The organism is uncultured Acetatifactor sp., assembly GCF_948601915.1.
GTDB lineage: Bacteria > Bacillota > Clostridia > Lachnospirales > Lachnospiraceae > Acetatifactor.
Window position 1 is genome coordinate 1 of the sequence record NZ_CAPDXS010000138.1, and the last position, 14,140, is coordinate 14,140.

At 58.7% G+C, this 14,140-nt stretch carries 10 protein-coding genes and 2 pseudogenes; 1 reads left to right on the top strand and 11 read right to left on the bottom strand.

Annotated features, from left to right (window positions below):
* From Q2B33_RS24585 to Q2B33_RS19275, 11 genes and pseudogenes are all read right to left on the bottom strand, one after another.
* Positions 1–80, bottom strand: a pseudogene (locus Q2B33_RS24585) (TetR/AcrR family transcriptional regulator); the annotation flags it as partial.
* Positions 81–173: 93 nt separating this feature from the next.
* A complete protein-coding gene (locus Q2B33_RS19230) occupies positions 174–914 on the bottom strand; it encodes a 1-acyl-sn-glycerol-3-phosphate acyltransferase (RefSeq protein ID WP_300785484.1) in 741 nt (246 codons plus the stop codon).
* 195 nt (positions 915–1,109) lie between these two features.
* Positions 1,110–2,516 (bottom strand): amidophosphoribosyltransferase, encoded by a 1,407-nt coding sequence (locus tag Q2B33_RS19235; protein ID WP_300789721.1) that lies wholly within the window; start codon positions 2,514–2,516, stop codon positions 1,110–1,112.
* Positions 2,517–2,604: 88 nt separating this feature from the next.
* Complete coding sequence (gene purB, locus Q2B33_RS19240) at positions 2,605–4,086, bottom strand: adenylosuccinate lyase (protein ID WP_300564430.1); 1,482 nt, start codon at positions 4,084–4,086, stop codon at positions 2,605–2,607.
* 80 nt (positions 4,087–4,166) lie between these two features.
* Entirely contained in the window at positions 4,167–5,321 is a 1,155-nt protein-coding gene (locus Q2B33_RS19245) for a hypothetical protein (protein WP_300789719.1), read from the bottom strand.
* Positions 5,322–5,371: 50 nt separating this feature from the next.
* Complete coding sequence (locus Q2B33_RS19250; RefSeq protein ID WP_300815431.1) at positions 5,372–6,253, bottom strand: tetratricopeptide repeat protein; 882 nt, start codon at positions 6,251–6,253, stop codon at positions 5,372–5,374.
* 12 nt (positions 6,254–6,265) lie between these two features.
* Positions 6,266–7,567 (bottom strand): DUF5716 family protein, encoded by a 1,302-nt coding sequence (locus Q2B33_RS19255; protein ID WP_300564439.1) that lies wholly within the window; start codon positions 7,565–7,567, stop codon positions 6,266–6,268.
* Positions 7,568–7,598: 31 nt separating this feature from the next.
* Positions 7,599–11,159 (bottom strand): DUF5717 family protein, encoded by a 3,561-nt coding sequence (locus Q2B33_RS19260; RefSeq protein WP_300812996.1) that lies wholly within the window; start codon positions 11,157–11,159, stop codon positions 7,599–7,601.
* A 192-nt stretch (positions 11,160–11,351) separates the two neighbouring features.
* Positions 11,352–12,167, bottom strand: coding sequence for a hypothetical protein (locus Q2B33_RS19265; RefSeq protein ID WP_300564445.1), 816 nt, complete (start codon positions 12,165–12,167; stop codon positions 11,352–11,354).
* Positions 12,161–12,862: an ABC transporter ATP-binding protein gene (locus tag Q2B33_RS19270; RefSeq protein ID WP_296458801.1), complete on the bottom strand. Its 702-nt coding sequence runs from the start codon at positions 12,860–12,862 to the stop codon at positions 12,161–12,163. The genes Q2B33_RS19265 and Q2B33_RS19270 overlap by 7 nt, the downstream gene beginning before the upstream one ends.
* Positions 12,855–13,235, bottom strand: a complete 381-nt coding sequence (locus Q2B33_RS19275; RefSeq protein WP_300564450.1) for a GntR family transcriptional regulator — start codon at positions 13,233–13,235, stop codon at positions 12,855–12,857. Before Q2B33_RS19275 ends, Q2B33_RS19270 begins: the two co-directional genes overlap by 8 nt.
* Before the next feature lie 204 nt (positions 13,236–13,439).
* On the opposite strand from Q2B33_RS19275, the pseudogene Q2B33_RS19280 reads away from it, so the two are divergent.
* Positions 13,440–14,140: pseudogene (locus Q2B33_RS19280) on the top strand (peptidoglycan-binding protein); the annotation flags it as partial.

Consider the following 14,140-nt stretch of genomic DNA (forward strand, 5'->3'; position numbering starts at 1 on the left):
TACCCTTTTTCCATAAACAGGCGGAAGGCAACGTCCAGTATGAGCTGAACGGTTTCCTCCGGATGCTTGTTCCTCGCCACTGCTCCCTCACCCCCCGCGGTATGCTTCCCATCGGTATCCATATTAACATACCGGTGGTATGTTTGTCAAGATGTAAAACCGTTTCCCCTTCCTCACGAGGCGTCGCGCATCTCCTTTCGTCGGCTCAGCTCCATATCAATGGCAGACGCTATCCTGTCCTTCACCATCCCGGCAATCTCCGCCGTGGTCATCTTCCCATACTCCTCAAAGAGGATAGGCTCCAGGAAATGCACCTGGGTCTTCACCTTGCGCAGGGAATTCACCCCGAAAGGCTTGTAAGAATCAATGATGGCCACTGGCACGATAGGAGCCCTGGCCTTGGTGGCGCACTTGAAGGAACCGGCCATGAAGTCCTGCAGCTCGTTCTTATTGTGGTCGTAACCGCCCTCGGGAAATATGATATAGCGTCTCCCGTTCTTCACCTCATCGGCAATCTGCAGAATGGTCTTCAACTGCTTCCTCATGTCGGTCTTGTCCAGCCTGCTGCCCTGTACCAGGTCGATGAAGGAGTCCGTGATGGGCAGCCTGGAACGGTAGGCGTCTATGACGATGGTGCAGGGCTTCGGATGGGAGCTCATGATTCCCAGCGTGTCATACTTGCCCTGATGGTTGGAGTACATGACGTAGCCGCCGTCCTCGGGCAACAGCTCCTGCCCGAAGCTCTCCGTCTGTATCCTCCCGTTGCGCATCATGATTCTGATGCACTTCCTTGCCATCTTATAGCGCTCCTCCTCCGAATAGCGCTCCCCGTGCCGTTCTATATAATGCGCCTTGCAGATATAATAGACCACGAACGGCAAAGAGACTATGACCACATAGCATATCCTTATCACATCAACACCCCATACTCAACAACACAAAATCCCTCAGCTCCGGCAAGCCCCTTACGTCCGGCTTCCCGCCATGCCGTCCGCGGCGGCAGCGCCCTCCCAGGCGGCTTGGGCCATCCGCAAATCGGTACAGCCCAAGCGCCAGAACCGCACATCGGGTACTTTCCGAGCTCAGAACAGCTTCTTTCCGTCCACGCCTTATTCATGGCCGTCCCAGCAGTAAGTGCACAGCTTCTCCCTGTCGATTCCCACGGAAGCGATCATATCGTCCAGCCTGTGGTAGCGCAGGGTGGTGAAGTTCAGCTGCTTCCCGATGCGCCCCACCATTTCCTTGTATTCCACCGTATCGGGATTCACATACGCTTTCAGGTCGATTTCCCGCCCTTCCTGCTCCATCTCCTTCAGCACTCTCCTGGCGATCAGGTCCATCTCCGACTTTGACCTGGAGAAATTCAGATACTTACAGCCGAACATCACCGGCGGGCATGCGGGCCGGATATGCACCTCTTTGGCGCCGCTGTGGTAGAGGAATTCCGTGGTTTCCCGCATCTGCGTGCCCCGGACGATGGAATCGTCGATCATCAGCAGGCTCTTCCCCTCTATCAGATCTTTCACCGGAATCAGCTTCATCTTGGCGATCAGGTTCCGCTGGGTCTGAATCGTGGGCATGAAAGACCTGGGCCAGGTGGGCGTGTACTTGACGAAGGGCCTGGAGAAAGGTATCCCCGACTTGTTGGCATAGCCGATGGCATGGGCGATACCGGAATCGGGCACTCCCGCCACGATGTCCGGCTTCACGTCATCCCGCTCGGCTAACAGCGCGCCGCAGTTGTACCGCATCTTCTCCACGCTGATCCCCTCGTAGGAGGATGTGGGATATCCATAGTATACCCAAAGGAAGGTACAGATCTTCATCTCCTTCCCGGGCTGCATCAAAGTATGGGTTCCCTCGGGCGTTATCACCGCTATCTCACCGGGGCCCAGCTCCCTCTGGAATTCGTACCCCAGGTTCAGATAGGCAAAGCTCTCGAAGGAGACGCACCATGCGCCCTCCTTTTTCCCCACGGACACGGGAGTCCGGCCATGGAGGTCCCTGGCGGCATATACCCCCTTGGATGTCATAATCAGCAGCGTCATGGAGCCGTCGATGGATTCCTGGGCATACCGGATGCCCTCCACCAGGTTGTCCTTCTGATCCACCAGATAGGCCACCAGCTCCGTGGGATTCAGATCCCCGCCGCTCATCTCCAGGAAATGGGCATGGCCCTTGGAGAGCAGCTCCTCCGTCAGCTTCGCCGCGTTGTTGATCTTGCCCACCGTGGTGATGGCGTATGTCCCATGGTGGGAACGGACCATCAGCGGCTGTGGCTCGAAGTCCGAGATGCTGCCGATGCCGATGTTCCCCTCCATCTCATTGAAATCCTTGTCGAACTTTGTCCGAAAAGGCGCGTTCTCTATATTATGTATGGCCCTGTCGAATCCCCTCTCTTTTCCATAGACCACCATTCCCGCCCTCCTGGTTCCCAGATGGGAATGATAGTCCGTTCCGAAGAACAAGTCAAAGACACAATCCTCCTTGGATGCAACACCAAAAAATCCGCCCATTCTAAGCCTCCCGAATTCTTATCTTTCTTCCAAAGTATCCTCATATTCCGCGGCCGAACACACAAGCAAAACATTCTTCGTGATTTTTTCACACAGTGACTTCCGCTTTCACGCCCAGCAGCTCCTTGTTCTCCTCCAGCACCGGACGAATCACTTCCCTTAAGAACGCCTCCACCTGCTCCTTGGAGCGCCCCACATATCTGGCGGGATCCATGGATGCCTGCAGCTCCTCCAGGCCCATGGGGAACGCGGGATCCGCCGCAATCAGCTCCAGCAGATTGTTCTCCTTCCCCTCCGCCTTCACGTTGCGCCCGGCCTCCATGGACAGCTCCCTGATGCGCTCGTGGAGCTCCTGGCGGTTGCCTCCCAGCTTCACGGCATCCATCATGATGTTCTCCGTGGCCATGAAGGGCAGCTCGCTCATGAGATGCTTCTCGATGACCTTGGGGTACACCACCAGCCCGTCCACCACGTTCAGGCACAGATCCAGGATGCCGTCCACCGCAAGGAACCCCTCCGGGATGGACAGCCTCTTATTGGCGGAATCGTCCAGCGTCCTCTCGAACCACTGCGTGGCCGAGGTGATGGCCGGGTTCAGCGCATCGATCATCACATATCTGGACAGGGAGGCGATCCGCTCGCAGCGCATGGGATTGCGCTTATAGGCCATGGCCGAGGAGCCGATCTGGCTCTTCTCGAAGGGCTCCTCCACTTCCTTCAGATGCTGGAGCAGACGGATGTCGTTGCTCATCTTGTGGGCGGAGGCCGCGATGCCTGCCAGCACGTTTGCCACCCTGGTGTCCACCTTTCTGGAATAAGTCTGCCCGGACACGGGGAAGCACTCCGCGAACCCCATCTTCTGAGCGATCATAGGGTCTATCTTATCGATGGTCTCCTGGTCTCCGTCGAACAGCTCCAGGAAGGAAGCCTGGGTGCCCGTGGTGCCCTTGGAGCCCAGAAGCTTCATATTCCCCAGCACATAGTCCAGATCCTCCAGGTCCAGGTAGAACTCCTGCATCCACAGCGTGGCCCGCTTCCCCACCGTGGTGGGCTGGGCCGGCTGGAAATGGGTGAAGGCCAAAGTGGGCTGGGCCTTATGCTCTTCCGCGAAATCGGCCAGTTCCTTGATGACATTCACCAGCTTCTTCTTCAGGAGCCTTAAGCCCTCCCGCATCACGATGATGTCCGTATTGTCCCCCACATAGCAGGAGGTGGCCCCCAGGTGGATGATGCCCGCGGCCTTGGGGCACTGCTGCCCATAGGCGTACACATGGCTCATGACATCATGGCGGACCTCACGCTCCCTGGCCTTCGCCACGTCGTAGTTGATGTCGTCCACATGGGCCTTCATCTCCTCGATCTGCTCATCCGTGATGACAGGCCTGCCGTCCTGGCTCAGGCCCAGCTCCTTCTCCGTCTCCGCCAGGGCTATCCAAAGCCGCCGCCATGTGCTGAATTTCATGTCCGGTGAGAAAATGTACTGCATCTGCCTGCTGGCGTAACGCTCCGACAGGGGGCTCACATATTTGTCCGTGGAATGCTCTTTTTCCATGGAATGCTCTCTTTCCATTACCTCTCTCCTTTATCTCGCCTTTCTCTCGCGTTCCTTCGTTTCCGACTGAATTATCATATCTTACAAGAAGCCATAAGTCAATAGGCAGAATCCTCGTACCTGGCCACCATCTCCATGATTTCCGGGGCGTAGGCGGGATATTTGGCCGCCACGTCCATGATCTCCTTCCTGGCAGTGTCCGCCACATTGTGGTTGTAGTCCATCTGCTTGCGCAGGGCCTGTCTGCGGGAGATCAACTCATGGCGCATCTCCACCATCTCCCGCCTGTCCAGCAGGGCCGCCGCCTGTCCGATCCACCGATGGGGCGTGGCGATCCGGTAGCCGGACAGCTTGTTCAGGAGCTGCCTGCGGTAATACTCCGCCTTCCCCTCGGCCTCCGCGAATTCCCGGCGCTCGTCCTTCTCCCTCTGGTACTGCTTCCACAGCCGGTTCAGCGCCTCCGCGCTGTCCGTGCCGTATTTCATATACAGATAGTCCGTCAGGTTCCTGTTGTTCACGTACCGGATCTTCACCTTGTTCTGCAGGAGGATCAGCTTGTTCACCGCTATCTCCACCTGGTGCAGCTCCCTGTCGTCGTCCGTGTACTTCACCCATGTCACCGTCACGGCCAGGGCCACGGCTGCCACCGCCAGCAGATACCCTATCCGGGTATCCATATGGAAGACGAACTGCAGGATCACCAGCATCAGCATGCACAGTATGAAAGCCGTGACGAAGATCAGCGTCATCCCCCGCAGATTGTCCATCAGGACATTCAGCTCCTCCCTGCGGTACTCATAGGCATGGCGCTCCCTGTCCAGCCGCCGGAGATCCTGCTTCACCTTCCCGCCGTACTCCTCGCATTCCTTCAGCTTGGCGATGCCCTCGGCGATCTCTCCTTCATGCTCCCGGAGCCTGTAATAGTCCGCGTCCTTCATGCGGTTCTTCCTGCCCCGGTAGCGCTTGCTCTCCTGCTCCAGGGCCACCACCCTTCCGGCGATGCTGTTCAGGCCCTCCCGTTCCGTCTCCGGCAGCGCCTCTATCTCCTCCATGTCCGTCAGGTAGGAGGTGATCAGGGAATACTCCCCTGTCAGCAGGCCGATTTCCTTCGTGGCCTCCCCCATCTGCTCCAGGCAGTTGGAGATATATCTGCTCCGCTCCTCCTCCTGGCCGAAGTCCACGTCGTCCCTGTCGTAGACCGGATTCTCCCAGTCCTCGGGGCCGTTCTCCTGGTGTTTCCTTTTTCTGAACAATTTTGACCAAAATCCCATTTTCCGCTTTCCTTTTACATGCTATTTCCTATCTATTCCATACGGTAGCTCTCTTTCAGGGCCTGGGTCAGGCGCCTGTTGTCCTCGTAGAACCTCCGTCTGTCCCTGCTCTTTATGTCCTTCCGGTTGCACAGCCGCAGGTAATCCGGCTGCTGCTCCCACTCGCCCATGACCCTCTCCAGCTTCTTCTCCAGCTCCAGCGTGCCGGGATACCACTCGCCATGCTCCGAGGTGAAGGCTACATACGCTTCCTCGGACAGTTCCATACGCTTTGCCGCCAGGTAATCCAGGAGGTATTCCTCGCCTCCGTCCCACTCCAGCGCAAGCCGGAAGCATTCCGCCGCCTTTTTGTAGAGCATGAGCCCGGCGTAGGCCACACCCTTATTATGCCAGATTTTCGCAAGAAACTCTTTCTTTGCGCTGCCGCCTTTTTCTACGGAGGCTTTTCCCGTCCCTGCCTCCGTCCCCTGGGCCTCCTCCAGACACCTTAACAGCTCGTCATATCCCCGCAGGGCCTGTCGGAATCTCTTTTTCTTCACCAGGTAGTCCAGCTGGCTCTTGCGCTTCTCCAGTCCGGTCAATCCCGCCCCCTGCAGCAGCAGGCTTTCCGTCTCCTGCAGCACAGCCTCGTCATAAAAGCCCACATAGCGCAGGATGGCCAGCACGAAGGCGCTCAGGGACCCCTGCCTGTGCACAAGGGGATGGAGCGCCTTCGCCAGCTCCCGCAGCCCGCATTCCCTCTCTATCCAGCCCAGCAGCCCGTCCTCCATGAGGGCAGTATCCAGAAAAAAGGCGTTCTCCTTCATGCAATGGCAAAGCTCCTCCATGCTGTAGACATTCATTTCAAGCCCCGGCACACAATATGGTGTTTTCGCGTAATTCCCCACACAGACACTGACCCGCATCCAGCCCACTCCCTCTTCCGACTAGTCCAAATCGATTTCTTCTTTCCACACCCGCCCGGAGGAGCTGCGGAATTCCCCGAAGCCCAGATCCTTCACCTCCACGGACAGGCGGTTCTCCTCCTTCAGGAAGAAACGCGCCCCCAGCCTTGACACCTGGCCCGGAAGCCCCTCCAGCACGATGCGCACCTGTCTGCTCCTTCCGGCCGCCCCGCTCTCCGCAAGGGGGGTCACCGTCAGCGCCAGCTCATTCCCCTCCTGCAGGTACAGTTCCATGGCATGCTCCGCCTCATACCAGTTCTCCCCGGCGTCCAGCAGGGCGTAATAGGATTCCTCCCCCTGCCGCAGCAGCCGCATGCCCACATTGGCCTTCAGCTTGTCGTTTCCCAGGAACACATGGGCCTTTCCCGTCTCCCCCGGGGCAATCCTCTCCTGCATCCCGCAGCAGGCCCCCTTGCTGAACAGATTGTTCCCCTGGAACACCCGCCTGCCCCTACAGAGGAAGCGCAGGGACTCCTTCATCCAGTCCTGGGAGAAACCGTCGCCGATCAGGAATACGCTGCCCACGGGTTCCTCCCCGCAGCACTCCTGCGCTATCTCCAAAAAGGCCCTGTCCAGCTCCTGCCCCCTCTCGGAATCCGGTTCCCAGGGGACGGGCTCCTCTCCCCAGGCGGGAAGCGCGTCCTCCGGAAAGGCGTATGTCCTCTCCTTCACGAAGGTGACGATGGGAGTCGTCCGCCTGTTGCACCCCATGCGCATCATGCGCATTCCGCCCCTCCCGTAGTGGAACAGCATCGCGTCGCTGGTCCAGAAGTCCCCGGGCTGGCGCAGCATATAGCTGTAAAAGCTCTCCTCATGGCTCTGGACGGCGATCCGCTCCGCCTTCAGCTGCGCGCCCTCCACCATCCCCAGCAACACATCCACGATCCCCCGGTCCAGGGAGGCGCAGGTGATCGTCAGCGCCGCCAGCCTGGACCCAACCTGGGAGAGCAGGCCCAAAGACCGCTTAAAGAACAGCGCAAGCAGCGCCACCGGGTCGAAGCTCTCCCCGTCTATGACCACCGGCTCCCTGCCCAGCGCCATGGACAGCAGGTTCTCCACCAGAATCCCCTCGCTGCCGTCCGCCCGCACCGCCTCCCTGCCGTAGAGCCACTGGTTCGTGCCCTGCCGCTTGTAGAGCGCCGTGGGGATATTGTAGACCTCCTCCCCGGCCACCTGGGAAAGGGTCTGGGCCTCGCCGCTCTCGGAGGTGGCAAAGCTGATCTGGCAGTATTCATTCCCCAGATCGTATCCCACTATCAGTCTGTCCGTGTTCAGAATTCCCATGCCAGCTCCTCCGTTGTCCCTTCGCGCCATGTCATTTCACCGTGAACAGCCTGCCGTTCAGGAAATCTTTCCTGTAATACTCCTCCAGCAGTTGATCCATGGTGTCATAGTCCTGCATCGTATCGGCGGTGACGATGTCGTCGATCAGCTGATACCTGCTGTCCTCTCCCCCGTCGCCGTCCCTTCTCGGGAGCGTGCCGCTGCCGGTCACCTGGATTGTCCCCTCCCGTTCCTCCGTTATGTAATACTGCAGGCTCTCCCCGAAGAACAGGATGAAAGCCTTGAAGCACACGCCACCGTAGGCCTCCCTCATGTACTCGCTGCGGTACATTTCTGCCTCTCCGTCCTCGCCCAGGATTGCGTAATGGATGCACACCCTCGTCCGGGGCCTGGCCCGGTATTCTATGATGGTCTTGTCGGAAAGCTCCCTCTCCAGGCCGGGGCACTGGCTGAATCCCTGGAAGAATTCCAGGTAGATTTCCCTCTCCAGCATCTCCTCCAGCAGTTCCCGCACCATGGAGCCAGCGTCTTCGTCCGCCTCCGCCTCCTGCCTGTTCTCGGCGAAATATTTCAGGTAGGCCAGCTTGCAGACCAACTGCAAGGGCTCTCCCCGCTGATACATCTGTCTGATCTCATGGAACACCTCTTTCTCCATCAGGCGCTCCTTGACGAAGCAGTCGTAGGCGCACTGGGTCAGGAAAGCCGCCTCCACCTCCTGCTTCGCCCCCTGGGAGACATAGTAGCGGAAAATCTCCAGCTTCTCCCCCACGAAAGCGCCTGAATACAGCATCTGCACCAGCATCCTCTCGCTGAGCATGTAGCAGTCCGCGCCGAAGGATTTTGCCGCCTTCCAGATGTCCCGCATGTTCCGCGTCATGCCCCGGTAGTGCCGGATCAGATAGTCCAGCACCGTACTGTCATACTTTCCCCTCCGGAAGATGTGGGTGGCGGCTGCAGTCAGCAGGGGATTCTCCGCCATATCGTACTTCTCGATCATGGCCCCCACCAGCCGCACCAGAATCTTCACGTCCACGAAATAGGGCCCGTAGCTCTCCAGCCACTCCCACGCCAGCTTATAATTGCCCCGCAGCACCATGAACCGGACCACGCTGGCCCGCTCCTGCGCCAGGAGCCCTTCCGGCGGGATCTCTTTCAGATACCTGTCCAGGGCCTGCATATCGTCCATGTCGAAGTAATACTGCAGAATCCGCAGATGCAGCTCCCGCTTCACCTCCGGATCCGCGTCCCGTGAGGCCGCGATCCGAAGCTCCCTCACAATCCGCTCCGAGGGCTCCTCCCTGCACCCGCTGTCGCTGTCGCACAGATAGAAATCCAGCTCCAGGCCCAGAGGCCCCATGGGCAGGAGGAAGCGCAGGAACTTCCCCGGTATCATCAGCTTCTCCATGGTGTACTCCACGTTCTTCAGGAAGCGGTTCTTCTCCCCGTCCTCAAAGACGATGGTGTACCTGCTGCCGTACAGGGCTACCCATGTACGTCTGTCCGACAGAATGTATTCGCTGGGCCGCAGATTCCCGGGCTGGTATACATACACCTTCCTGAGCCTGTCGTCCTCCACCTGGATCAGATGGGCGAACAGCAGCCTGGAGAGCGGGGCGGCCGTCTGCTCGTCCACCATGTCGGGGCGCAGGAGCCTGTTATAGAGACTCGCCAGGTTCCGGTTGATGCGTCCCTTCTTCATCTGCTCCTTCACGAAATGCTCTATCTTGAACCTGTAAGCCTCATACACATCTCCCAGCTTCTCCTGGCGCTGGCAGATATAGTCGTACAGATACGCGGTATGGGCATAGTCCAGATTGTTCTGATAGGAAAAATATTTCAGCACCGCTTTGGGGATCTCCTGGGGCCGCTCCAGGTTCAGGGACATCATGAAATGCTCGTACAGGTTCGTGATTCGGAGCTGGGCGTCCACCCCGGCCTTGTACCAGCCGAAACAGGCGGGCCCCACCTTTCCGCCCTTGATCAGCAGCGTACAGATTTCCTGCAGAATCTGTACATCCTTCTTTTTCCCGTACAGCTTCGTCAAGGCGGCAAAGATTGGCCCCGAACACTCCTTCATCCTGCCGGTCAGGTACAGCGCCTGCTCCACCGCCTCCCGCTTCAGCGCCCCCTGCCTGGCCCCGTACCAGATGACCTGCTGCTCGAACCTGCCCAGCCTGTGGAGCAGCGCGGGGTTGCCGTTCACCAGCGAAAGCGCCTCGATGTACAGCACCGGACTGGTACAGCCCTTCCGGAACAGATCCTCCCAGAAAGCCCATCTCTCCCTGTCCGACCGGCAGTATTCCTCCGACAGGTACATCAGAAGCCACCCCACCCGCCAATTGGAATCGTCCCTCTTAAAGAGCCGCTCCACCTCCCCCGCCACCCGCTCCACATAGTCCTCCTCACCGTGGATCAGCGTGGTCAGATAGAGATAGTACGCCGTCAGCGTATGGCCGCAGTCGCTCTTTTCCAGCACCTCGGCCACATGGTCCAGGATCCACCCGGCCTCGTTGTAGCGCTCCTCCGTAATCAGCAGCTGGGCCTGCAGCAGTCTGGCGGAAATGTCCCCCTCGTCCATGGCCACCATCCGCTCCACCAGCTTCCCCGTCTCCTTCAGCCAGACGGCGGTGGAAAGCCTGCGCAGCCGGAACGCCTGATAGAATTCCATCAGGCGGACTGTGCAGCGCATCCGCTCCGCCTCCCCGGTCCCCGGGGTCCCGCCCCTCGCCACCGTCACGGGAACCGTCAGATCCACAAAGGAATTGTACAGGCGGATCCGCCCGAAGTTCCTGCCCCTTCTGCAGCGGCCGCTGTCGATGAACACAGGCAGCCGGAACCGGTTGCCCAGGAAGTCGTCGTCCGTCAGGACTTCCTTCTCCGTAAAGAGGAACTCCCCCTCGTACTCCACGAAGAGCCTCGTGAAGCCCCAGCCGCTCCGCAGGACCGTCAATGCATGCTCCGTCACCGCGTCCGGGCCGTAAGCCGGCAGCTCCACGTCCAGCGCCGCCTCCTCCACCGTGAATTCCTGGGGCTGCTTCTTGTTCACCTGGATCAGGAATTCCTCCACGTTCTGCTCCTGGCCCCGGTAGGCCGACAGGGCCCTGTAATCCTCCAGATACCTGGCGTCGCTGCCCGAGAAGATCCGCAGGAACTCCGGGGAGTAGAACAGCTTCACGGCCTCCTTCCAGTCGCTTTTCGCCAGGTTCGCGAAGTGGAACAGATTCTTGACCGTGCCCACGGAGGATTCCGGCATGACGTGCTCCACGGAGGCCACGAAAGGGAGGTAATACTCTCCCCTGTCGCTGATGATGTCGAAGGTGCCCTTCACCACGTCCCCTTCCTCCAGCTTCTCCCCGTGGAACCGGAAGGCGACCTGATCCTGCTCGCCGGAGAATTCCTCTGTCAGGCATTCCATCCTCCAGTCCGAGGAAAGCACCATGCCCGCCGCCCCCTCCGGGGCATATATCCGGAAGGAGTCCTCATATTGCCCGCCCTTTGGCACGGCGAATTCTATTTTTGTACAGGAAAAATCCAGGGAACCGCTCTCATAGTCAAAGTCCCCCGCCAGAATCTGATCGATTATCTTCTGCATCTGCATTTTGTGCTCACCCGCTTTTGCCTATCCCTACAGCTGTCCCGGACATGAAAATCCCTATGACCCTTGGATTCTATTATAGCATTTTGACAATAGAATCTGCCCTTCGATTCTATTATAGCATTTTGACAATAGAATCTGCCCTTCGATTCTATTGTATCAAATCCTCAGCCATAGGGCAACACATCTTTACGCCAGATTCAGTTTCCTGCTCGTGATGAAGTACATCGCCCCATACAGCGCGGCCGCCGTCAGCAGGTCGATCAGGAACCGTATGTCCGTGTTTATGTTCAGATAGATGCCGATATTGGTGGCAAAGCTGCGGAACAGGGAGACCAGCATCTGCTCCGCCACCAGGATGAGGATATAGTACAGGATGCCCACAAAGAGCCTTGCCCTGGACACCAACTGCCCTAGGGAGATGGCGCCGAAGAGGATCGCGTTGGATGTAAAGGCCCCCACCACGGACGCTATGATCCATATCCCCACGAAGTGGGAAGCGTTGAAACTGAACACGGCTTCCATTTCCCCTATCATCTCCCACACAGCGGAGAAAAAGTCGGCCGGCAGATATCCCTCCGGCACCACCGTCCATACCATGGAGCACACCAGCAGGAGCAGCGAAAGGTACACGGAGAGCAGGATGAACAGCGTCCACAGCCCGCTGACCAGTATCTTGCTGGCCAGTATCTGGTTCTTCGTGGCAGGCAGCGTATGGGTCAGATACCCCTCGTCCGTGTACATGGTCCTGTAGAAGCGCACGCCCAGATAGACCTTGATGCCAAAGGTGACGCATACCAGCAGCATGGCATAGATCATCACCGTGAACATGCTGAAGATGTCCAGCCAGCCGAAAGAGGCCTGGCTGCCGCCGTTCATGGATTTCCACACGGGCGCCTGGAACGAGAGCCAGCCCAAAAAGGTGACCACCGCCATGGCCCCCAGCATCAGGCAGCCCATCCTGTAAGTGCCCTTCCACTCATGCTTGATCAGCTTCCCTAACATGCGAACACCTCCCTGAAATAAGCGTCTACCGACTTCCCGTGCCGCTCCCTGATATTGTCCACGGAGGTATACAGCACCAGATGTCCGTAGCGCATGAAGATCACCTCGTCCAGCACCTGCTCCACGTCCCCGATCAGATGGGTGGAGATCAGCACCGTGGCGTTGGGATCGTAATTGTTCAGGATGGTCCGCAGGATATAGTCCCTGGCCGCGGGATCCACACCTGCGATGGGCTCATCCAAAATGTAGAGATCCGCCTGCCGGCTCATGACCAGTATCAGCTGCACCTTCTCCTTGGTCCCCTTGGAGAGCGTGCCCATCCTGGCATTCGGATCCACCCCCAGGCTCTGCAGCATCCCCACCGCCCGCTCCCTGGAGAAATCCGCGTAGAAATCACAGAAGAAGTCCAGAATCTGGGTCACCTTCTTATTGCCGGACAGATACGTCCGGTCCGGCAGATAGGCCACATGCGCCTTGGTCTCCACGCCCACAGGCTGTCCTCCGATCCGGATGCTGCCCTGGGTCGGGGTCAGGAGCCCGTTCAGCATCTTGATCAGCGTGGTCTTGCCGCTTCCGTTGGGGCCCAGCAGCCCGACGATCTTCCCCCGGGGCAGCGTCAGGCTCACGTTGTTCACCGCGACATGGTTCGCGTCATAGGCCTTGGTCAGCCCCGTTATCTCAATCAGCTCATTCATCCTCCGCCTCTCCTTTCCCCTCCGCAGCCCGCAGGAACTCTGCCGCCTGGGCCCTGGTGTACCCCAGCCCCTCCATCCCGGCGAAATAGGCATCCGCATGCCGCTTCGCAAGCTGGCGCTTACTGCCCTGTATCAGCCTCTCGTCTTCCGTCACCACTCTGCCGTTGGTCCCCTGCGTGATGATCAGCCCGCTCTTCTCCAGTTCCGCAAATGCTTTCTGCATGGTATTCGGATTCACCTCCGCCACCGCCGCGAGCTCCCTGACGCTGGGAAGCTTCCCGCCCGGCGGATAAGCACCGGAGACGATCTGTACCTGCAGCCTCTCCACCAATTGCGCGTATATAGGTCTGCCATCCTCTAAAACCCAAGCCAAAAGCCATCCTCCTCTCTTCTGTCGTAACCTGCCCTGTCCCGCCGCCGGCTCCTCCGCTTCCGGCCGGCCCGGGTTGTATCAACCTCATAATACAATAATATGCCAAACAGGCCCCTCCGTCAATAGCCTTCCGTAACATTTTCCCCGCGGGTGCATACTATACCGTAACGAATCATACGCGCCCTCCGGCGCAAAAGGAAGCTTATGCCCGACACCAATGTAATCGAAATGCAGGAGCCTGAAAGCGATGCCGCCTCCTATGCCGGCACCATCAAAATCAGCGTGGTCTCTTCCATCGGACTGGTCCCCGTAGAAGGCGCTACAGTCACCATAGCCTATACCAGAGAGCCAGACACGCCATTGAAGGTGCTGACCACCGACAGCTCCGGCCAGACCCCGGAGACAGAGCTGCCCGCACCGCCCCTGGCCCTGTCACTGCAGCCGGAAAACGAGATACAGCCCTACTCCGAGTACAACATCACCGTCACCGCCCCGGACTATGAGCCTGTGCTGATATCCGGCTCGGAGATCCTGGCAGGGGAGCTCTCGCTCCAGCCTGTGCAGATGAATCCCCTGGCCGCCACGGAAGAGGAAGAGAAGATCGTCGTGATACCGGACCACACCCTGTACGGGGACTTCCCTCCCAAGATACCGGAGGACGAGATCAAGCCCATGGCGGAGACCGGGGAGATCGTCCTGAGCCGTGTGGTGATCCCGGAGTTCGTCATCGTCCATGACGGCGTGCCGAACGACCCCTCCGCGCCCAATTACTGGGTACGGTATAAGGATTACATCAAGAACGTGGCTTCCTGCGAAATCTATTCCACATGGCCGGAGAGCGCGATTTATGCGAATATACTGGCTATACAGTCGTTTACGTTGAACAGGGTGTATACGGAGTGGTA